Here is a 22,505-nt window from a genome sequence, read left to right as displayed (position 1 = left end):
ATAAACCACTTACTTTTCTTCCATCTCTATCTTTAATGCATGCAACGATTCAATCACGTCTGTGACACCGACTCTTTCCAGTGATTGTGCTTGCTGCTGACTATTTTTGAACTGTTTCAGATATTTGCTCGCAACAGGTGACACCAAATATTTTACATGCAACCCCTTTGCCCCAACCAAACCTGGGTCGGTCACAAGATATAATACTACCATCGGCACATCCAACGCCGCGGCCACATGAGACAAACCCGTGTCAACAGAAACTACCGCCTTTGAAAACTTCAACATTCTTGTAATATCATTCAAACTGATAAGTTGTTCAGGTACCCATGTACAGTCTTCGTAGCCCTGTTGCAAACGATATGAGCGTTCTTGTTCTTCCTTCGTGCCCCAAGGCAAAATAACCTTATACCCAACCTGGCAGATTTTTTGTAGTAATTCTCGCCAATACTCCTCTGGCCAGCATTTTGTATCCCAAGTCGTTCCGTGCAAAAAAACCATGTGAGGCTCTGCCTGCCATGGCAAATCAGGCCTTTTCCAATCAGACGTATTCAAACCATAAGCGATTGCTGAAGTAGGAGAAATCGAATAGTTAAGAGCTTTGGAGAACAACTCTCTCAGCCGAGTGATGGCATGCTGCGCTTTTTCGACGTGAATTTTGTGGTTATAAAACAAACTGACTAGCGGCTCTCTGACGCTGGAAAAATCCATACCATAAACTGGTGCCTCAATTTTTTTGGCAACCCACAAGCTTTTATACAAGCCTTGAGCGTCTAACACCAAGTCATACTGCGTACGATTAATTTCTTCAAAAAAAGCTTTGATTTCGGATCGTGTTTTAGAACTAAAAGGAGTTTTACGCCAGCGCCTTAATTCAATCGGGTAAACCTTATCCACCACCGGATGCCAGCTCGGAATTTCTGCGAACGCCTCTTCAACCACCCAATCTACAGTTAGACTTGGAACATTGGCTTGTGCATCGGAAAGTGCGGGGAATGTATGAAACACATCCCCCATTGAAGACATTTTAATTAGCAAAATCCGCATGAACTCTCTAAAAACTTATTTAGTAAAATTCAGTGTGGTCGGATTTTCACTCAACCAAGTCAGGTATTTATGAACACCTTCAGCAACCGTGTGGAAATTCCCGGTATAACCCGCTTCTCGCAACAAGCTATTATCTGCTTGAGTATAGCTTTGGTATGCTCCTTTAAGGTGTTCTGGAAAAGGAATGTACTCAATCTCTCCCTTGCCATGAAATTTGATAACCGCTTCTGCGATGTTTTTAAAAGGTTCCGCTGCGGCAGGCCCTAAGTTGAATATTCCCGACTTGTCAGGGTTATCCTTAAACCACAAGTTGACTTTAACAACATCTTCAACATAGACAAAATCACGCGTCTGCATCCCAGCCTCATAACCATCATACGGACCAAAAAGTTTGAGCTTTTCGCCTTTTAGGATTTGGTTATGCAGTTTAAACGCAACACTTGCCATATCCCCTTTGTGTTGTTCTCTCGGCCCATACACATTGAAGTATCTAAAACCAACAACCTGACTTTCTGCATGAGGAAGGACTCTACGGATATACTGATCAAACTGAAACTTGGAAAAACCATAAACATTCAGCGGCTTTTCATACTCGCGTTTTTCTATAAACGTCGGCCCATCGCCATACACAGAGGCTGAAGAGGCATAAAGAAAAGGGATTTTTCTGTTCAAACAGAAGTTCAGCAGATCTTTGGAGTATTCATAATTGTTATCCATCATGAACTTACCGTCCCACTCCGTAGTGGCTGAACAAGCACCCTGATGAAAAACACACTCGATTTCAGGCAGGCCTTCTTCGGCAAAAATTCGCGCCTGAAAATCTTCTTTATCTAAAAAATCGGCAAAGTTACAATCTGCTAAATTAATGAATTTTTTACCATTTTTTAAGTTATCAACCACTAAGATATCGGTAATACCTTGTTCGTTCAAAGCCTTAACGATATTAGAACCAATAAACCCGGCACCGCCTGTTACTACAATCATGAACAACCCTAAAACTAACTGTTTTTCAATAATCTCAGAATTTTAACACTTATTTATTGAGGGGTTGTTCAAGATTTAGCCGAGATAATTTCCAATCGCATGCTGCAAATAGTAAAATAGCGCCAAATTTTCCTATCGAAACCAAATATACAATGAGTCAATTGAATTCAAAATGGGGTAGATTTATCGCCCATGCCAAGGCGTGGTTTATCGACCATGAAATTCTGCGAATTTTCTACCGGAATTTCCACAAACTGTCTGAAAATGCGTACCGAAGCAATCATCCATCACCTAGCTTCATCAGAAAACTAAAGAAGAAATACGGTATTAAAACCATCATCAGCATGCGTAGAGCAGACACAAGTGGCCAATACCTGCTTGAGCAATATGTCTGCAAAAAAGAAGAAATTACATTAATCAACTACCCCATGTCTTCTCGCTGCCTACCTGATCCAGAGCAAATCCTAGGTGCCAAAAAGATTCTCGAAGAGGCGGAATATCCCATCTTAATCCATTGCAAATCTGGAGCTGACAGAGCAGGTTTAATGAGCGTCTTTTATATGCACTTTATCAAACAACAACCAATATCTGAAGCCGTTAAACAGCTGAGCATAAAATACGGGCATTTCAAATGGGCAGACACAGGTAAACTAGATTACTTATTCGATAATTATTTCGACTTCCAAAAAAATCACCCTGAAGTCTCTTTTCTTGAATGGGTGGAACACCATTATGATGAACCCTATTTAAGACAAAAATTTAAAAGCACCTCCTGGGCAAACATCATCGTCAATAAGATTTTGCACCGAGAATAAGACAATGTTTGACAAAAAAACTCTAAGACTCTACCGTAAACTTTTGAAGTATATCGCCTCTTATAAAAGCGCGATTTTCATCACTATTTTGACACTCATTATAATCTCCGCAATGGAGCCTCTGAGCGCAATTATTCTAGGAAAGCTTGTTGACAAAAGTTTGATTGAAAAAGATCCAAATACCTTCCTAGTCTTACCATTACTTTTAGCAGGTGTATTTGTAATTAAAGGTGTGGCAGAGTATTTCAGCAAAGTTATGAGTACATGGATAGCTCAAAAAGCCATACTCAACATCCGACATGAAATTTACCAAAAGATGCTTTTCTTGCCTTTAAAGGAATACGACAAGCACACCACTGGATCACTCATGTCAAAAATAACTTACGATGTGACCCAAACAGGCACCGCACTTTCCGAAGCTTGGATTGTAATCGCAAGAGATTCGATCACCATTGCCGCACTTATTGCAACTTTGGTTTATTACTCCTGGGAACTAACTTTGGTCATGCTGATTATCGGTCCAATCGTTGCTTACTTCATCGAAAAGGCTGGAAAGCTAATGCGAGCTTCTAGCGCAGATATGCAAAACGACATGGGACAACTCACGCACCGCCTTGAAGAAGGCCTTAAAGGTTATCGTGACGTCAAAATCTACAATGCTGAAGGTTATGAAATCAAGCGGTTTTTAGAGTCTGCTGAATCATTACGAGCCAACACATTGAAAGTCACACGAGTATCTGCTCTCAATGTTCCTTTGGTACAGGTCATTGCTGCCATTGCCTTATCCATTGTAGTTTACGCAGCCATTCAAATGGTAAACAAAGGATCAATGAGTGCCGGTGACTTAATTACTTATGTCACAGCAATGGGGTTAATTTTTGAACCCATTCGTCGTATTACAAATATCAACGCAACGGTTCAAAGAGGAATGGCGGCCGCAGAAAGCATATTTACCATGCTTGACACCCCTAGTGAAACCAATAATGGCTCCAGCAAAATAACAAACATCATCGGTGAAATTGAACTAAAGGAAATTAGCTTTTCTTACCCTGGTACAGATAAAAATGTTTTCACGAATTTCTCTTTAAAAATTCCTGCTGCGAAAACCACAGCTTTAGTTGGAAAGTCCGGTAGCGGAAAAAGCACACTTGCCAACTTGATCCCCAGATTTTACCAACTTGATCAGGGAACCATTACCCTTGATAACGTCAATATCAACGATATTGATTTAGCTGATTTGAGAGCTCACATTTCTTTCGTTAGCCAAAATATTGTTTTGTTTAACGACACCATTGCAGCAAACATTGCTTACGGGCACTCCGAGTTCAACGAAGAAGACATTATCTCTGCGGCAAAAGCTGCCCATGCCTGGGAGTTCATTGAAAAACTGCCCGAAGGCTTAAACACCCCTATCGGTAATAACGGCACAAAACTCTCTGGTGGCCAACGCCAACGGATTGCAATTGCCAGAGCATTTCTCAAAAATGCCCCCATTTTAATTATGGATGAGGCCACCTCCGCTTTGGACAACCAATCCGAACTCATGATCCAGCAAGCACTAGAAAACTTGAGAAAAAACAGAACCGTTATTATCATTGCACACCGCTTGAGCACCATTCAAAACGCAGATCAAATTGCTGTTATAGAAAAAGGTGTGCTCAAGGAACTCGGAAGCCACAACAATCTATTAGAGCAAAAAGGCATTTATGCCAATCTTTATCAAAAAGGTTCATTAGGTGAACTCATTGAATAACTCAAAACATAGATTGAAGCTGTCATTCTTACTGCCCAAGTATTGGGGAATCTGGTTAGGCTACGGAATCTTAAGATTGATTGCTTTTCTTCCTTATACTACAAAAATTCATTTAGGTGAAAATCTCGGAAAATTCATTTATTGGATTGCTGGAAACCGGAAAAAAGTTGCATTGAAAAACTTAAAAACCGCCTTCCCCGAAAAAGATAATGATGAGATCAACACCCTATTGTTTGAGCACTTTAAGTCGCTAGGTGTAACCTTAGTTGAGTTCACCATTACCACTTGGGGCAGGCACCGCTACTCTCAACAAGATAATGAAACCCGGTACTTCACTTACTACGGTCTTGAGCACCTTAAAGAAAACCGAGACCAAGGCATCCTTCTTCTGGTTCCACACTTTACAACAACCGAAATTACAGGATTGATGGTTTCTTTTATAACGGATTACAGCCCAATTTATCGCGCCAATGACAATGCATTATTGGATTATCTCATTAGAAAAAGTCGAACTCAAAGAACCCAAAAGACCAAACAGAAGCAGGTCACCCCTCTTGTCAATACAGATACTAAAAGCATGCTCAAAGCTTTGAGAGATAAAAAAATCTTATTTATTTTGCCGGACCAAAAATACAATGGAAAAGGCAGCGTTAAAGTGCCCTTTTTTGGAAAACCCGCTCCCAGCAACCCAGGCATAACCAAACTTGCAAAACTAGGACGAGCCAAAGTCATTCCTTGTTTTACCCGCAGAAACGGCGTCCACTATGAAATGTATTTTCATGCACCACTAGAAAATTTTCCCTCTGGAAATGATTATGAAGATATTTTAAGGCTCCATAAACTCTACGAAGATGAGATCCGACAGAACCCTTCTCAGTATCTCTGGGTGCATAATCGCTGGCGCCAATAATCTTCTGGTCCAAGACAAAACCAACCCCAAAAATTCGTAGAATACGGTATAATTTTTTTCAATGATTTCAATTTTATTTTTAATAGGATAACTATGGCAAAGGAACTTCGAGATAAGCAACTCAGATCGCGCGTCAAACTACTTGGCTCACTTCTAGGTGAAGTGATTGAAACGCAAGTAGGTAAAGATATTCTGAATGCTGTTGAGAAATTGCGCAAAGGCTACATTAAACTTCATGATAATGAAGATCCAGTTTTAAGAGCCGAGCTAAAAGCATTTATTGAAGAGCAAAATCCTGAAGATTTAATCCTAATTATCCGTGCATTCAACCTTTACTTCAGCTTAGTCAACTTGGCGGAAGAAGAACATCAATTTCATGAACGCCAAAGTCAACTAAAATCTGACGGCCCCTTATGGATGGGCTCGGTTCTTAACACTATTGAAGAGTTCAAGAAAGACGGCTTGACTGCTGATGAAGTAAAAACCTTGATTGGAAAACTAAACTATATTCCGGTTTTCACTGCACACCCTACAGAGTCCAAAAGACGCGCGGTCATGGATAACCTTCGCCGCATTTTCTTAACGCTAGGCGAGCTTAACGAAGCCGAAAACTACCAAAATCCTTATGCGCAAGAAGAAGTTATTAAAAAGCTACAATACCAAATTCAGGTACTTTGGCGTACAGACGAAGTAAGACGCATTAAGCCGACTGTAGAAGACGAAATTCGTAACGGTATCTATTACTTCAGACAATCTCTATTTGCAGCAATTCCAACGGTTTACCGCTACATGGAACGTGCCCTTGCGAGACACTACCCAGATGACAATATTCCTACACCAAACTTTTTAACATTTGGTTCATGGATTGGTGGTGACCGCGACGGTAATCCATTCGTAACACACAAAACCACGGTGAATGCGCTACTCATGCAAGCACGCGCTGTGCTTTACGAATATGAGAAACGCATCTTCCAACTAAGTAGCCAACTGACTCAATCTCGTTATTTAACGGAGATCAAACAAGAAATCCTTAATAAAACGACGATTATCGATGCTGACTTAATGGAGCTGGTTTTCCACAAGCGTTCATCACGTTTTATCGATGAACCTTACCGTCGATTCCTTTATTTAATGCGTGGTCGCATTCAGCAAAACATTGCCTATGTTGAAGCACAGCTTAACGATGATCCTATTGAGAAATCACCGTTCTGTTACAACAGTGAAGAAGAGTTTATTGACGATTTAGAGCTGATTTACGAATCACTATGCGGTCATGGTGACCAAGAAGTCGCTGATGCGGATTTGAAAGACCTTATTCGCCTTGCTCAGACTTTCGGCTTCTACCTGATGAGACTCGACATTCGCCAGGAGTCAACCGTTCACACCGATGCTGTCTCAGATCTCTTGTCTCACCTAGGCATCAACTACGAACAACTTTCGGAAGCTGAACGTATTGACCTACTTTCTAAGCATATTTCTTCACCGACAATCATTGATACACAGCATCTGGCGCTGAATAAAATGACAAAAGAAGTCTTGGAAGTCTTCCACGTCATCCGCAGAATGCGCGAAGAAATCAGTCCAAAAGCCTTCAATAACTATGTTATCTCCATGACGCACGAAGCAAGTCATGTCATGGAAGTCCTGTTCCTTGCTCACCAAGCGGGTCTAGCAGGATACAACGCTGGTGAACCTTATTGCAAAATCCGTATCTCGCCATTGTTTGAAACCATTCAAGACTTAGAGCACATCGTCCCGGTTACAACGGCACTATTCGACAATCCAACCTACCACGCACTGCTAAAAGTATCAGGCAACCTGCAGGAAATCATGCTAGGTTACTCAGACTCTGCGAAAGATGGGGGGAACTTGTCTTCAGCTTGGACACTTTACCAAGCACAAGAGCAAATCATGAAACTTGCTGACGAATACGGCATTGACTGTCGCTTGTTCCATGGCCGTGGGGGTACGGTTGGACGTGGAGGCGGACCAACACATAACGCGATTCTGTCTCAGCCAACAGGCACTGTTCGTGGGCAAATCAAGTTCACAGAGCAAGGTGAAGTATTGTCGTACAAATACAGCAATGCTGAAACTGCTATGTATGAAATTTCTCTTGGTGTCACCGGGCTAATGAAAGCCAGTAAATGCTTGGTTAGAGAAACCAAAGATGACAACCCAGAATTCCTTGCAACCATGCAACAATTGGCAAAACAAGGCGAGCAAGCATTCAGAGAACTCACTGACCACACCAATGGCTTCTTTAAGTTCTTCTACGAAGCAACTCCCGTTACCGAAATTGGCTTATTAAACATTGGCTCAAGACCATCACATAGAAAGCAAGGAAACCTATCCAAATCTTCTATCCGAGCTATTCCTTGGGTATTTGGCTGGGCGCAAGCTAGACTTACCTTCCCTGCATGGTATGGAACAGGTTCGGCTTTAGCTGATTGGACCAATAATCATGGTGACAAGCAACTGAAAGACATGTATGAAAACTGGCCTTTCTTTAGAGGTTTGGTAAGTAATATTCAAATGGCACTATTCAAAACCGATTTGATTATCGGTAAGAGCTACAGTGAGCTTGGCACTGATCAGGAAACTGCACAAAAAATCTACCACATGATTGCGGATGAGCATACGCGTGCGGTTGAAGCCAACTTGAACATCAGTGGCAATGAATACTTAATGGCAGAAACGCCTCAAATTGCTTTATCGCTAATGAGAAGAACACCGTATCTTGAGCCGCTAAACAACATTCAAGTTGCGATTCTTAAGCGTTACAAAAACCCTGACCTTACTGATGAAGAACGCGAAGTTTGGGTAACGCCCTTACTGAACAGCATCAATGCGATTGCTGCTGGCATGAGAAACACAGGATAAAACGGCTTCCGTTATGATTAGCCGAGATGTTTTATAACATAGAACATCTCGGCATCCCTTGAAAATCTATAAAACGGTCTTATTAACTTTAAAGAAAATTTTCTGTATAATTAGCCGCCTGTTGTTTAAAACCCACAAAATTAGCGATTGTAAATATGCAAATTACCCTGCTTAAATCTAAACTTCACAGAGTTACCACCACGCATTCGGAGCTAGACTACGAAGGCTCGTGTGCAATTGATTCTCACCTATTGGACGTTGCAGGTATTCGTGAATACGAGCAGATTCAAATATACAACGTGAATAATGGGGAAAGATTTACAACTTACGCTATTTGCGCTGAAAGAGATTCAGGCATCATCTCGGTTAATGGTGCTGCTGCTCACAAGGCCCAACCTGGCGATTTATTGATTATTGCGACGTATGCCACAATGGATGCGCAAGAAGCAGATAACTTCAAGCCAGTGCTGGTTTACTTTGATAAAGACAATAAAATTACAAACACTCGCAACAGCATTCCTGTACAAATGCAGCAACACACTGCTTAGTGTTTATGGTTCCGCTTTCGGGATAATAACAATCTCGACACGGCGGTTTTTCGCAAAACCTTCTTCTGTTTCCTGGTTACTGATTGGCTGCGTATCCGCTACGCCAATGGCCTCAACTTGCTTCGGCATCACAATTTTATCTTCAATCAGTTTTTCCACGACTGCCGCGGCACGAGCACTAGAAAGCTCCCAATTACTTCTGAAACGCCCACCGGTGACGGCACGCTTATCCGTGTGACCGATTACTTTTACTGAGACCTTATTCGTAATATAGGGGCGTAGCTTATCTAGCTCTGCAAAACTTTCCGTCTTCAAGTCTGCCCTACCGGGCGAAAAGGAAATGGTCTCAGGCAGCAAAACTTTTATTTGTCGTTTTTGCAAATCCATACTGACATCGATTTTCTTCTCGGGACTGTCGGTATGGTGCCCGAGAGCATAGGTTTTAATCAGGCTTTCATATAACGGATGTAGCTCATCTATCACCTGCTGTTGTGGCTTGTTCACAATAGCATTTTTTTCCGCCTGGTCTTTGGTAGCATTAAAGTATTCAACTTGAGAAGGAGAAAGACCAACACCAAATCCAAGGGCATTAGTCAAAGACTCGACCAAAGATTCATATTTTTTGGCATCAATAGTCGACATGGAAAAAAGTAACACAAAAACAGCCATCAATAACGACATCAAATCGGCAAACGTCGCCATCCACTCTGGACATGGCTTCGTTCTTTTAGCCATCAGGCGACTTCCTCATCGAACTGTGGCTTCTTATCTAAGTAAGGCGATAGAACATCTCGCAACATACTGTGATGTAGCCCTTTGGCGATAAAATCAACCGCATCGATAATCATTTGCTGGCGAATGGACTCTTCCTGCCCCCAGACAGCAATCTTATCCGCTAAAGGCAATGCAAATAAATTGGCGATCATCGCGCCATAAAGCGTCGTCAACATAGCAACCGCCATTGCTGGACCAATTGAAGACGGGTCAGATAAGTTCGCCAACATCTGCACCAGACCGACTAAGGTTCCAATCATACCGAATGCTGGTGCCGCCCCACCAATTGAACTGAAGACCCCTGCACTTGTTTGCGCTCTTTCGACCAACAGTCTATTCTCTTCTTTGAGGGTTTGACGCACTAATTCTCTAGGATAATTATCAACCAGCATTCTTACACCATATTGATAGAATTCATTACGAACTTCTATCTTTTCTAGTGAAACAATACCGTTTTGTCTTGCCGATCTCACCAGTTGATCGGTGAGTTCAATCAGTTCTTCTTTATCTTGAATATCTGTTGATGGCATTAGAATGCGAAAGGACATCTTAATTGAATAGATCGCTTCTTTGAGTGAATAGCGAATCATGGTCGCAGCAATGGTGCCGCCAAAAACGATCATCAACCCGGGAATATTAAAGAAAATCAAAATGGACGACCCCATCGACATCGCCCAAAGCACAATGACAATACCGACAATCAGTCCAATAAATGTTGAAAAATTCATGCTTTCTCTACAATTCCAAAGTTCAGGTAAGCATTAGTTAATGCAAATATTATCCAGCAAGCGCGTAGCCCCCAAACGAACCACGGCTAAAACAACCAAACTACCATTCTTTTCCATTACGGGTTTTAACGTATCTGCATCTACAATTCTAATATAATCAACAGCATCAAAGCCATAAGCAAGCAATTGTTTTTCTGCTGTAACCTCTAGCTCTCTATAAAGCGTATTACCTGATTCAATGGCAGAAGCAATATCTTGTAGGGTAACGAATAATTTTGGTGCAACTTGCCGCTGTACTTCTGTCAAATACTGATTCCTCGAACTCAGCGCCAAACCATCTATATCTCTTCCGATAGGCGCTCTGAGTATGTCAACACTCATGGACAAGTCAACCACCATTTGCTTGATGATACGCCACTGCTGAAAATCTTTCTGTCCAAAAACGGCAACATCCGGGGTAACAATATTAAACAGCTTAGTCACAACGGTCGTTACACCGTCGAAATGACCAGGACGAGACGCTCCTTCCCACAAGGCGCCTAGCGTTGCAGAAGCCTTCACTAAAGTGTCCATACCATTTTCCGGATACATTTCTTCTACCGAAGGGAAAAACACCATGTCGACGTTTAATGCACCGAGCTTTTCACAATCCTTCTGCAAGGTACGCGGGTAATTACCAAAGTCTTCATTTGGTCCAAACTGAAGCGGATTAACAAAAATGCTGACAACAACTTTATCTGCCTTTTCCTGCGCCATTTTAACAAGGCTTAAGTGCCCGTCATGCAGGTTTCCCATTGTCGGCACAAAACCAACTTTCAGCCCCTCTTGTTTCCACTGAGCAACTTGTTCTCGAACCGATTTTATGGTCTCGACTTTTAGCATCCGTATTGACTCCCTGCTCTCATAACTGCCCAGGGAACAGCTTGTTACGCACTTCCTCGACATAATTTTGTATGGCTTGTTGAATTGAACCAGCGCTCGCCAGATAGTTTTTAGCAAAAGGAGGAATACCGCCTACGGAAGTCCCTAAAATATCCGTCAATACCAATACCTGACCATCGCTTTCACCACCTGACCCAATACCAATCACGGGAATACTTGTTGCTCGCGATATGTCCCCTGCAAGATAGTCAGGAACACATTCCAGCACCAACATTTCTGCCCCTGCTTTCTCTAGTGCAATAGCGCTTTCCAGCAATACTTTGGCAGAAGCTTCGTCCTTTCCTGCTCGACGATAGCCGCTTTTTTCCACTGATTGAGGCAACAAGCCTAAGTGACCACAAACGGGCACGCCCAACTCAGATAAACGCTCAACAATTGAGAGCGTTCTCGGTGAACCACCTTCAAGCTTCACCATATTCGCATGACCTTCTTTCATCAGCATCGCCGCTGACTCACACGCTTTTTCAATGGAAATATCAGACATAAAAGGAAAGTCCGCCACGCACCAAGCATGCTGGTTCCCTCTCTGCACCATTTGCGTGTGGTAGACCATTTCCTGCAAGGTGACGGGCAAAGTGGTTTGATGGCCTTGCACCACCATTCCCAGCGTATCGCCGACCAAAATAACATCTACGCCGGCCTGATCTAACCAATACCCCATCGTCGCGTCATAAGCCGTTAAACAGACGATTTTTTCCTCTGCCATCTTCATCTTTTTCAGACGGGATAAGGTCATTTTTTTCTTCGTAGTCATAGTAAGGCTCTCTTAAAATTTTGAGGACTATGTATTTAGCGGAAAAACAAACGTTTCTTTCAGTTCGTTGATGAGAGCGTCCACACTTCCCAAAACGGGGATATCGGGAACCAACTCTCTTAATGGGAGCAAAACGAAGTCTCGCGACTGCATTTCTGGGTGAGGAACCACCAATTGGGGGGTTTCGATGGTCATGGAACCATACAGGAGAATATCCAAATCAATCAGCCTTTCTCCCCAATGGCGTTTCTTCACTTTCCCTTGTTCTCGCTCCAAGGTCTGCAAAGCACTTAACAACGCTGTTGCAGACATATGCGTTGCTATTTTGGCGACGGCATTAACGAAATCCGGTTGATCTTGTGGCCCTTGCGGCTTTGACACATACAGAGACGAAAACGAAACCAGCCTTGTATCCGGCAGGTGTGCTAAAGATTCGATGGCGGCATTAACCTGAAAAACGGGGTTCTCCAGATTGCTACCTATACCGATATATGCCTCAACCAAACCGTTTATTCCGCGTCGGTCGAACTGCTTCTTTTACGGTAAGGGTTACGCCCTCTTCTCGGTCTTCTTGGCTTTCGGCCTTCAGTTCGCACGTCATTCGCGAAAGCCACTTGATCGATAGCATCCTTTTCTTGATACTGCGTCCACCAATCAAACAATTCCTGCTCTGATGTTTCACCAGCTGCCGCTCTGATCCCAAGGAAGTCGTAGGCCGCGCGGAATCGAGGATGCTCGAACAACCTTTGCGCTCTCGTGCCCGAACGCCTCGCCAACCTGAACTGCAAACTCCAAATTTCTCTAATCTGCGATGAAAAGCGCTTAGGAATGGAGGTTGCCACAATTTGTTGTTCAATCACATCATTCGCAGCAGCATATAAAGCATCTTGATGCGTAAAGCCTTCTGACAGATGTTGCTCGCGTCTTTGCAACATAGGTTCCCACAACATGGCCGCAAAAAGGAAAGAAGGATTCACGCCTTTTCCTGACTGAATGCGTGCATCAGTACTTTTGAGCGCTTCAACCACTAACATTCTCGGAAACCCTTGTTCTTCTTGGGACAAGACATGATGTGTTTGAGGAAAAAGATAGGTAAAGAGACCGAAATGGCGCAGTTTTTCAAACACCTCTATTGCCACACCACTATGGAAAAGCTTCAGAACCTCTTCAAACATGCGAGCATTGGAAACATCTTTCAGCAAATGTCCCATTTCATAAAGCGGCGCTTTGGTCTTGGACTCAATCTCAAAACCGAGCTTGGCGGCAAAACGTACCGCACGAATCATTCTGACCGGGTCTTCACGGTATCGGGTTTCAGGATCACCAATCAAACGTAACTGACCTTTTTTGATATCGCGCAGTGCGCCGGCATAATCGACAATCGAAAAATCCTTGATGTTGTAGTAAAGGCTATTAACCGTAAAGTCTCGTCGCCAGATATCTTCATCAATGGTGCCATAAACATTATCACGCACCAAACGTCCGGTCTCATCAACTGCTCTTGAGTGACTGGTCTTTCTTCTGGAGGGTTTTAGAGTTTCTGCATCACCGGCACCACGAAAAGTTGCCACTTCAATAACATTTCTACCAAAGTGCACATGCGCTAGGCGAAAACGTCTACCGATCAAACGACAGCGCTGGCGGAATACCGCCTTAATCTCTTCCGGTTCGGCATTGGTGACAATATCAAAATCTTTCGGTTCAAGCCCTAGTAAAAGGTCTCTCACTGCGCCCCCAACGAGGTAGGCTTCATACCCTGCTCGCTTCAAACCGTAAAGCACATCCAATGCACCTTTATCAATTTGTTCACGGGAAATACTATGCTGCTTTCGCGAAATGATATCCGGTTCTGAATTTGTATAAGGAGGTTGGCTTTGGGCTTTGGAGAAAAACGAAGCGACTTTTCGAATCAAACGTTGCATAGATGAAAATTACAGAACCATTTATAAAAGAATAGAAGTGGCGTTATTTTACTCTGTTTTGCAAGACGAGACAAAATTAGATAAGCCAAATTTGCTTTGACAAGAAAAACTTAGATGTATTTGACGTAGGTTCGGTTTTCACCTAGCAGTTCTTTTTCCTTTTCAATGCATACATCGAGCAGTTGATGAAAGAAATCACTGTAGAAAGGACAAGAAATATCTTCGTTGGCGACCTGTTGTTTGATCTGAATATAGGTGCCTTTCACGCTGGGTAAATTGACGCCGTACTCTTTGAGCTTCTTCAAATTGTAGTCAACGTATTGATCTAGCCGCCTTTCGCACTGAGAACTTTTTACACGTTTCAAAATACTGTAAAACAGTTGACGACTCAGACTGCTGAAGCGTTCGTCACGAATAACCTCAAAAATCTCATGATGCTGTGTCGTAACTTTGAATTCCTTTGCCGGATCAGTGAAATAACTGATGGCAACGCGATAAAAGGATGGGATACCTTGAGTATATTGCGAACTCGGAGAATACCAGCTACATTCCCCTTTGAGAGTCACACGGATGACCGCTTTATCACCGCGTTGCTGCATTTTCAACAGAGAGCCGTGTTTGAGCAAACTCTCTTCTTCTTTCAAAGCTTGCTTGATCGGCATTGTACGCCAGTCATATTGCATAGGATTGCGTTCTTGCTTGAACACATCCACTACATCGGTTTTATCTACAAACTCTAAAAAGTCGCATTTTTTATTACTGTACAACCTAAAAATATGAATCATTCGCGCCCAAGAAACCTACTTAGCATAATCAATCAAAGGAATAACATGTTGTTTTAGAACAACTTATATTTTTATCTAACGTTCAATTAAACCATCAAAGCCGAAAGATAAATAATTAAAACTTATAATCATTCCATAAGATTGATTGATTTACCCAGTAGGTGACAGAGAGCGATATTACCCTCATAAAATCTGCCAGGTTGGGGTCACACCTCAATCAATAGGTTTCAAAAACAGGTCATAACCGATGTTGTCTTGTTCGCAATCGTATGGATAGCCAAGATTTTTCAAGTAGCACTCAAAAGCCTCCTCTTGTTCTGGCGGCACTTGCACACCAATCAACACTCGACCATATGCCGCACCGTGGTTACGGTAATGGAACAAACTGATGTTCCACTCTTCCGACATTTGAATCAAAAATTGCAGCAATGCGCCCGGGCGCTCAGGGAACTGGAAGCGATAGAGAATCTCGTTTTTGATACCCGGCGCATGACCACCGACCATATAACGCAGATGGAGTTTCGCCATCTCGTTATCGCTCATATCCTCGAACTGATAACCTGCTTCCAGCATTTGCTTTTTCAACTGCTCTTTTTCAGCAAACCCGCCTTCGGTGCGAACCCCCACAAACACCACCGCTCTTTTGCTGTCCGCGAATCGGTAGTTAAATTCAGTAATGGCACGTCTGTCGCCCAAAAATTCGCAGAATTTCTTGAAGCTGCCCGGAGTTTCAGGGATCGTTACCGCAAAAATCGCTTCACGCTTTTCACCGATTTCCGTTCTTTCTGAAATATGGCGTAAACGGTCGAAATTCATATTCGCCCCACTTACAATCGCCACCATGTTCAGATCGGAAACACCTTTTTCCTCAACAAATTTTTTCATCCCAGCCAGCGCTAATGCACCTGCTGGCTCAGCAATCGCTCGGGTGTCTTCAAAAATATCTTTGACTGCAGCACAGATTTCATCTGTTTTCACAGTGACCATTTCATCCACACAGGTCTGTGCAATCCTGAACGGAATTTTCCCTACTTGCGCCACCGCAACCCCATCGGCAAAAATGCCGACAGAATCCAGCACGACACGTTTGCCTGCTTTCAGCGCTTCTGTCATGCAGGCGGCATCTTCCGGCTCGACACCAACCACTCTTGTCTTTGGCGAAACTTGTTTAATGACAGCGCTGATACCGGCAATCAAACCACCACCGCCAACAGGCACAAAAATGACATCTAGATCCTTCCCCTGTCTAAGCAACTCCAAAGCAATAGTGCCTTGCCCGGCAATCACATATTCATCGTCATAAGGCGCAATATAAGTCAGATTATCTTTCGCGCGCAGCATTTCCGCATGAGCGGCAGCTTCATCATAAGTATCACCGAATAGAACCGCGTTTCCACCCCAGTTGCGCACCGAGTTGACTTTGATGGCAGGCGTGGTCTGAGGCATGACAATCGTTGCACTGATACCCATCTTAGAGGCCGTCATCGCAACCCCTTGTGCATGGTTTCCGGCGGAAGCGGCAATAATGCCACGTTGTTTTTCTTCTTCGGTCAAATGAAGCATGCGGTTGTAGGCACCGCGCAATTTAAAAGAAAAAACCGGTTGCAAGTCCTCACGTTTAAGCCATACCTGATTTCTGAGTCGCTGGGAAATCAGCGGCGCTTTCTCCAATGGGGTTTGTTCCGCGATTTCATAAACAGGGACAGACAAAACTTGTCTTAAAATCTTTTCAGGCATAAAACTCTCGATGACATTAGGGGTTGACCCAGGTCACCAACTGCGGCGACTGGACATTTTCAATATTGATTTTGCATTATAACAAAAGGTTTCTTAACCACAATCACTGCAATCTGAATTAAACAACCTTGATTCACCGTGTAAATTCGGGGGTGCGACAATTTGTCGCATTGATTGATTTCAGAGCATTCCTTAATATCTGCCTTACAAAATAAAACCCTCAGAGATCTTTGCATAAGAACACTGTCGGGGCTATCCGCGATAATAGCTTCGATATTCATTGCAAAGTAAGTTTAGTCAAAAACCTCACGCAATAGCTACTCCTCACTATTGCGTTTTTTTTATCAGTCGAAAAATGCTTGTGCCAGACTTTTTCGATAACGATAACAGTGTTCTTATTCAAAGGTCTCTTAGCTTTTAAAAACAAAATGATTTTAAAGGACGCTCTAAAAATGAAAAGAACCCCTCTTTGGCTGGCGATCAACAGCGCAATTGTGATGTCTATTCCCCATGTTTCTTTAGCCGCAACAACCGACACAACACAACTTGATCCGATTGCAGTCACGGCTACCGACAAAACCGCATCTCAATCACAAACCTTTACCAAACAAGAGCTGGAAAATACTGGAAACTCCGAGACAGGTAGCGTTCTTAGACAGGTGAATGGTGTCGATGCTGACAGAATGGGGGGACACGGTCTAGATACAGTCATCAGAGGGCAAACACAATCTCAACTTAACATCCTTTTAGACGGCGCTAAAATCGAAGGGGGCTGTCCAAACCGCATGGATCCGCCAACATCTTATGCAGAAGTCTCTAGCTATGACAAGGTCACCGTTATTAAAGGCGTCAAGTCTTTAGAGTATGGTGCAGGTGGTACGGGTGGTACGATTCTTTTTGAACGTGAAACTCCGAAATATGATCCAAACAAATCTGTATCGGGCGAAGTGTCTGCCATGAAATCAAACATCTTGAACTTCGACCTTAATGCTCAAGTTCAAGCGGTTGGTAAAAAAGGGTATGTCGTGCTTCAAGGTGACACAAAAGAAGCCAACAACTATCAGGATGGTAATGGCGACACCGTAAAATCCAGCTACAAAACCCAACAAGGACACATTGACCTAGGTTGGACACCAAATGAACATAATGAAGTGAAGTTCTCGGCTGAGAAAAGTAGCACGCAAGATGCGCTTTATGGTGGTGCTGGAATGGACGCTCCAAAGTCTGATGGTGACATCTTAAGACTACAATATAAAGGCAAAAAATTGTCCGATGGCAAAACCAATGGCCAATTGGATGCTGTATTGGTTGATGCCTACCAATCTACTGTAAAGCATGTGATGGATAACTACACACTTCGTACGCCAGGCATGATGAAAATGGAAACGCCTACCGACACTACAGCAAAAGGTGCAAAAATCAAGCTTACCCATCTAATTGGCAAAACCCAGTTAGACTATGGTATTCAACTGCAATCAGTTGTTAAAAACGCTACGCTATATAACAGAGGCACCAACAAATCGGTTTCTTTAATGTGGCCAGATGCGCACACAGATCAAAATGGCGCATTCGTTCAAGCTAAAAGTGCTTTAACAGACAGCCAAGACTTAATTTATGGCGTACGAGTTGACCAAGTCACAGCAGAAGCCAAAAAGGCAAACGTGGCATCCGACACAAACGTCAAAGCAACTTCGTTGTATTCAAAATACACCAACTACTCTGGTAAGACCAAAGTGGATGAAACCAACTGGAATGGTTTAGTGCGTTATGAACAGCGCCTTTCAAAAGGCATGAGTTGGTTTACAGGTGTCAGCCTAACCAGCCGAACTGCGGATGAAACCGAGCGCTTCATGGCCAAAAGTAACTGGATCGGTAACCCTGACCTTAAACCAGAAAAACACACACAAGTAGACATCGGATTGGCTCAAGCAACGACTTCCGTTTCTTGGAGCGCCAATGCGTATTACGACCAGGTTAAAGACTACATCTTAAGAGATTATGCTAAGAACCAAGCAGGCCTGACATCATTGACAGGTACAGAAAACATCTATGTCAATAAAGATGCCACTATCTATGGTGCAGAACTGGAAACAACATTCCATGTATCATCTTCAGTTGATTTGGGTGGACAGGTTTCTGCAGTGTATGGTCGCAACACCACCGACAAACGCAACCTGAGCAACATTGCTCCTATTAGCGGTAACCTGAATGCAAAATACACAGGTTCTAACTGGTATACCGGAACACGATTCAACTTTGCATCAGAACAGTCTTCCGTCAACACTGAATATGGTGAGGACAAAACCCCAGCGTGGAGTACGGTTGATTTGTTTGCTGGTTACACCATGAACAAAACCTTACAACTGCAAGCAGGTGTAGACAACCTATTTGACCATGCTTATTATAACTACTTGAACCGTACTGACGTGCTGGGTACGAGTTATAAAGTCATGGAACCAGGCCGCAATATCTGGGCTCGTATTTCAGCCAAGTTTTAATTTCAAAGGAAGCTTATGTCTCAACGTTCTCGCTTGAGTCTTATCCTAGTTGGGCTAGTCATCGCTTTGGTGGCTGGCCTTCTCTATTTTGGAGGGTTCGACTCTACCAACACCCATCCATCCAAGTCAGAGATTTCGGCAGCACCAACTGGCGGAGGCTTTACCGCAATATCTTTAAAAGGTCCTGTCTCATTATCCGACTTCAAAGGAAAATGGGTTTACCTCTACTTCGGCTACACCTTTTGTCCGGATATTTGCCCTACCAACCTAGGCAACCTCTCAGGGGCTTACCATCAACTGACGCCAGAAGAAAAGAAACACCTTCAATTGATTTTCTTTTCAGTTGACCCTCAAAGAGACACACCGGCAAGACTGGATGAATACAGCCGTTATTTCGACATGAATCTACTTGGCGTCACCGCCACGAAATCTGTCATTGATGATGTCACCAAACGTTACGGCGCGGTATACTCCATCCATCGCGAAAAAGGAGACGGGGATGATTATTCGGTTGACCATTCGGCGTTCACTTATGTGATTTCACCCGATGGCAAGCTCATTGAGCAGCTCCCGCACGGCACTAGCCCACAGGATTTTTTAAAGAATATGCGCAAGCATTTAAACCAATCGACCTCTCATTAAGGAGAATCTCATGAAAAAACAAACACTTTTGTCTTTTTTCCAAAACAAAAGCTATGCAGCAGCAGTTATTTTGCTAAGTAGTTTGTTCATCAGCACAATGGCAAGTGCGATGTCAAAGAATGAAGCTTCACAAATCGAAGTTTCCAACCCTTATGCAAGAGAAGTGCCTCCTGGTGCCATGGCAAGTGCCAGCTTTATGACGCTTAAAAACACCAGCGATCACGATATTTATTTGATTCAAGCCGACTCAAAAGTAGCAAAAGAAGTCCAACTTCATACCCATATTCACGATAACGGTGTGATGCGTATGCGTCAGGTACCAGACATCAAGATTCCCGCTCACGGCATGACCATGCTACAACCAGGTGGATTCCACATCATGTTGATTGGGCTAAAACAGAAATTGGTTAAAGGACAGCAAATTCAAGTCGAACTCACCTTCAAGGACGGCAGCCACAAAACCGTTAACATGCCAGTCAAAGCCATTCAAGGCATGGGTGGCATGATGCATATGCACAATATGTAACCAAAGCAACATTAGGTTTCTCCTCGAACCCAAAGTCCTTTTGGGTTCGAGAAACAAGCTCACACATTTCCTCTCTCAATACATATCCAAGGTGTATTCATTTTTTTAGCTTGAAAAAACACACCAATCCTCTATATTACACAGTCTAAAAATAAACAGACAACAGATAAAAAACCTATGAAATATTTACCAAAACCAAATTTCTTCAAGATGCTTGCCCTGTCATTGCTTGGCGGTTTAACTTTGACTTTTTCACAGATTTCATTTGCAGCAGATCCAAATGCAGGCAAAGTTCCAACAAACAAACCTCGCCCCATTTACCCTTTGGACAAAGCACGTAATATCGACTTATGTGTTGCCTATTCCACTCTAAAAATGGAAAAGGAAAAGAAAGCGGTGATGGCAGAGCTGGATAAACGCACCCAACTCAGTGAGAAAGATCACGAAAACCTTAAGAAAAAACTGGTCGAACCAGGCAATACCACTTGTGGCATGTACATGATACTTGGCAAACCTTTACAGGAAAAAGGCGTATGGCTAAGACCAATGGTTTTTAAAGTGGTTCACGTTTACCCTAAACATTACTATGTCACCCAAGTGGGCATGGTCATGAACAAATATGAGCGTAAACCAGGTGAGATGCCACCAAAACTCATCGAAAAAGCACCAAAAGTGCAAGGGCCACCAGTGATTTTCGAAGCACCGGGCGGACGTCCAATGCACCCAGGCATGGAACCTCAAAAATAAACCATCCCATCCACTTCCTCTTCTCCCTGCATGGGAAAGAGGAGGGTTTCTAACTGCATCACCGTTTTTTTCTTCCTTGGCATTTTCCTGCCTCTATCCGTTTTACTGGATAAACCAGCCAAGACTGATTAAAATAACGCCAATTATTTCTAACCGAGCTATCCGCTCACACAATCGAGAACAAAAATATGACACAAGATGAATTAAAACAACAGGTTGCAAAAGCAGCGATTGAACACGTTGTTCCAGGTACGATTATCGGTGTTGGTACAGGCTCAACGGCTAACTTCTTTATTGATGAATTGGCTAAAATCAAAGGTCAAATCGAAGGAACTGTTGCTAGCTCGGAAGCTTCTGCTGAACGCTTAAAAGGCCACGGCATTCCAGTATTGGATTTAAACTCGGTTTCTGAAATTTCCGTTTACATTGATGGTGCTGATGAAGCGGATCCAGGTCTACACTTGGTTAAAGGCGGCGGCGGTGCTTTGACACGTGAGAAAATCGTGCTAGCAGTTGCTGACAAATTTGTTTGTATTGCTGACGATAGCAAGAAAGTCGACATTCTAGGTAAGTTCCCTCTTCCAATTGAAGTCATACCTATGGCTCGCAGTTACGTTGCACGTGAAATCGTGAAACGTTTCGGCGGAGAACCTGTACTACGTGATGGATTCGTCACGGATAACGGTAACGTTATTTTGGACGTTCATGGCTTGCAAATCGTTGACCCAGTTGCGATGGAAAATGAACTGAACGGCATTGTTGGTGTTGTGACCAACGGTCTATTTGCTGCTAGAAAAGCGGATGTTTTCTTGTGCGGTACGGCAAATGGTGTGGAAGTTATTGAAGCATAATTGAAATTAGCCTCAAGCACTACAGCCTAGATTAAAAAGCTTATACACTTAAGCTTTTTAATCCCCAGCTTTATAGCAACTAAAGAAGGAGAAAATTTTCTCCTTTTTTATTCTTATTTTTGTAGAGAGCAACGCAAGATGAATTCACTTGGAAGTAAACTTTTTAGCCTACTCGTTGTCGTTTTACTGGCCGCACTGGTTTATGTCACCGTTTTTTCCGGCAATGGACAAGCACCAGACATTCAAGTCAAAACCGCAAGCAATCAAACGCTGAACCTCAGCAAACCGATGAAACCGGTTTTGGTAAACTTCTGGGCAACGACTTGTCCGGGCTGCGTTGCCGAATTGCCACACCTTGCCGCTATGAAGAAAAAATTCGGCGACAAATTTGAGTTGGTTGCCGTGTCTATGGATTATGACCCTGAAGACCAAGTGAAAAAATTCATGGCAAATCACAACTATCCATTTACCTATATCATGGATAAAACCGGTTCTATGGCGAAAGCTTTTGGTGGCGTTATGCTCACCCCTACCAGCTTTTTGATTGCACCTAATGGCAATATCGTTTACCAAAAGGTCGGCGAAATTGATTATGCTATCGTCAATAAAAAACTGGCAGAAATGACGCCCGATCTTTAAAAGGCATCAACAAATATTTA

General features: G+C 43.0%; 21 protein-coding genes. 11 read left to right on the top strand and 10 right to left on the bottom strand.

What is annotated here, in order from left to right; genetic code table 11:
• Positions 1-9 precede the first annotated feature (9 nt).
• Together waaC and rfaD are read right to left on the bottom strand one after the other, a co-directional pair.
• Positions 10-1,047 carry a lipopolysaccharide heptosyltransferase I gene (gene waaC, locus F8R13_RS07655; RefSeq protein WP_152833208.1) on the bottom strand — a complete coding sequence of 346 codons (1,038 nt, stop codon included), beginning with the start codon at positions 1,045-1,047 and terminating at the stop codon, positions 10-12.
• 15 nt (positions 1,048-1,062) lie between these two features.
• On the bottom strand, positions 1,063-2,031 hold the full coding sequence (gene rfaD, locus F8R13_RS07650; protein ID WP_152833206.1) for an ADP-glyceromanno-heptose 6-epimerase: 969 nt from the start codon (positions 2,029-2,031) through the stop codon (positions 1,063-1,065).
• 152 nt (positions 2,032-2,183) lie between these two features.
• On the opposite strand from rfaD, the gene F8R13_RS07645 reads away from it, so the two are divergent.
• From F8R13_RS07645 to panD, 5 genes are all read left to right on the top strand, one after another.
• Entirely contained in the window at positions 2,184-2,846 is a 663-nt protein-coding gene (locus F8R13_RS07645) for a protein-tyrosine-phosphatase (RefSeq protein ID WP_152833204.1), read from the top strand.
• A gap of 4 nt (positions 2,847-2,850) precedes the next feature.
• Positions 2,851-4,599 carry a lipid A export permease/ATP-binding protein MsbA gene (gene msbA, locus F8R13_RS07640; protein ID WP_152833202.1) on the top strand — a complete coding sequence of 583 codons (1,749 nt, stop codon included), beginning with the start codon at positions 2,851-2,853 and terminating at the stop codon, positions 4,597-4,599.
• Positions 4,592-5,509, top strand: coding sequence for a lysophospholipid acyltransferase family protein (locus tag F8R13_RS07635; protein WP_253806388.1), 918 nt, complete (start codon positions 4,592-4,594; stop codon positions 5,507-5,509). Before msbA ends, F8R13_RS07635 begins: the two co-directional genes overlap by 8 nt.
• Before the next feature lie 93 nt (positions 5,510-5,602).
• Positions 5,603-8,392: a phosphoenolpyruvate carboxylase gene (ppc, locus tag F8R13_RS07630; protein WP_152833200.1), complete on the top strand. Its 2,790-nt coding sequence runs from the start codon at positions 5,603-5,605 to the stop codon at positions 8,390-8,392.
• 155 nt (positions 8,393-8,547) lie between these two features.
• Positions 8,548-8,940, top strand: coding sequence for an aspartate 1-decarboxylase (gene panD, locus F8R13_RS07625; protein ID WP_152833198.1), 393 nt, complete (start codon positions 8,548-8,550; stop codon positions 8,938-8,940).
• Positions 8,941-8,943: 3 nt separating this feature from the next.
• On the opposite strand, the gene F8R13_RS07620 is transcribed toward panD, so the two are convergent.
• From F8R13_RS07620 to ilvA, 8 genes are all read right to left on the bottom strand, one after another.
• Positions 8,944-9,675, bottom strand: a complete 732-nt coding sequence (locus tag F8R13_RS07620; RefSeq protein WP_152833196.1) for a flagellar motor protein MotB — start codon at positions 9,673-9,675, stop codon at positions 8,944-8,946.
• Positions 9,675-10,442, bottom strand: a complete 768-nt coding sequence (locus tag F8R13_RS07615) for a motility protein A (protein WP_152833194.1) — start codon at positions 10,440-10,442, stop codon at positions 9,675-9,677. Before F8R13_RS07615 ends, F8R13_RS07620 begins: the two co-directional genes overlap by 1 nt.
• Before the next feature lie 33 nt (positions 10,443-10,475).
• A complete protein-coding gene (panC, locus tag F8R13_RS07610) occupies positions 10,476-11,324 on the bottom strand; it encodes a pantoate--beta-alanine ligase (protein ID WP_152833192.1) in 849 nt (282 codons plus the stop codon).
• Positions 11,325-11,343: 19 nt separating this feature from the next.
• Positions 11,344-12,138, bottom strand: a complete 795-nt coding sequence (gene panB, locus F8R13_RS07605) for a 3-methyl-2-oxobutanoate hydroxymethyltransferase (RefSeq protein ID WP_253806387.1) — start codon at positions 12,136-12,138, stop codon at positions 11,344-11,346.
• A 27-nt stretch (positions 12,139-12,165) separates the two neighbouring features.
• Positions 12,166-12,642: a 2-amino-4-hydroxy-6-hydroxymethyldihydropteridine diphosphokinase gene (folK, locus tag F8R13_RS07600; RefSeq protein WP_152833190.1), complete on the bottom strand. Its 477-nt coding sequence runs from the start codon at positions 12,640-12,642 to the stop codon at positions 12,166-12,168.
• 5 nt (positions 12,643-12,647) lie between these two features.
• Positions 12,648-14,060: a polynucleotide adenylyltransferase PcnB gene (pcnB, locus tag F8R13_RS07595; protein WP_152833188.1), complete on the bottom strand. Its 1,413-nt coding sequence runs from the start codon at positions 14,058-14,060 to the stop codon at positions 12,648-12,650.
• 110 nt (positions 14,061-14,170) lie between these two features.
• On the bottom strand, positions 14,171-14,845 hold the full coding sequence (locus F8R13_RS07590; protein WP_152833186.1) for a hypothetical protein: 675 nt from the start codon (positions 14,843-14,845) through the stop codon (positions 14,171-14,173).
• Positions 14,846-15,058: 213 nt separating this feature from the next.
• Positions 15,059-16,582, bottom strand: a complete 1,524-nt coding sequence (ilvA, locus tag F8R13_RS07585; protein WP_152833184.1) for a threonine ammonia-lyase, biosynthetic — start codon at positions 16,580-16,582, stop codon at positions 15,059-15,061.
• Positions 16,583-17,034: 452 nt separating this feature from the next.
• On the opposite strand from ilvA, the gene F8R13_RS07580 reads away from it, so the two are divergent.
• The 6 genes from F8R13_RS07580 (at position 17,035) to F8R13_RS07555 (ending at position 22,485) form a co-directional block, all read left to right on the top strand.
• Positions 17,035-19,080, top strand: coding sequence for a TonB-dependent receptor domain-containing protein (locus F8R13_RS07580; RefSeq protein ID WP_152833182.1), 2,046 nt, complete (start codon positions 17,035-17,037; stop codon positions 19,078-19,080).
• A 15-nt stretch (positions 19,081-19,095) separates the two neighbouring features.
• Positions 19,096-19,722 carry an SCO family protein gene (locus F8R13_RS07575; protein ID WP_152833180.1) on the top strand — a complete coding sequence of 209 codons (627 nt, stop codon included), beginning with the start codon at positions 19,096-19,098 and terminating at the stop codon, positions 19,720-19,722.
• Between the two features lie 10 nt (positions 19,723-19,732).
• Entirely contained in the window at positions 19,733-20,248 is a 516-nt protein-coding gene (locus F8R13_RS07570; RefSeq protein WP_172967732.1) for a copper chaperone PCu(A)C, read from the top strand.
• Between the two features lie 177 nt (positions 20,249-20,425).
• A complete protein-coding gene (locus tag F8R13_RS07565; RefSeq protein WP_152833178.1) occupies positions 20,426-20,995 on the top strand; it encodes a hypothetical protein in 570 nt (189 codons plus the stop codon).
• A gap of 188 nt (positions 20,996-21,183) precedes the next feature.
• Positions 21,184-21,846: a ribose-5-phosphate isomerase RpiA gene (gene rpiA / locus F8R13_RS07560; protein ID WP_152833175.1), complete on the top strand. Its 663-nt coding sequence runs from the start codon at positions 21,184-21,186 to the stop codon at positions 21,844-21,846.
• A 138-nt stretch (positions 21,847-21,984) separates the two neighbouring features.
• Positions 21,985-22,485 (top strand): peroxiredoxin, encoded by a 501-nt coding sequence (locus tag F8R13_RS07555; protein ID WP_152833173.1) that lies wholly within the window; start codon positions 21,985-21,987, stop codon positions 22,483-22,485.
• Positions 22,486-22,505 lie beyond the last annotated feature (20 nt).

The organism is Hydrogenovibrio sp. JE_KL2, assembly GCF_009296185.1.
Taxonomy (GTDB): domain Bacteria; phylum Pseudomonadota; class Gammaproteobacteria; order Thiomicrospirales; family Thiomicrospiraceae; genus Hydrogenovibrio.
This window is presented reverse-complemented; position numbering and strand designations above follow the sequence as displayed.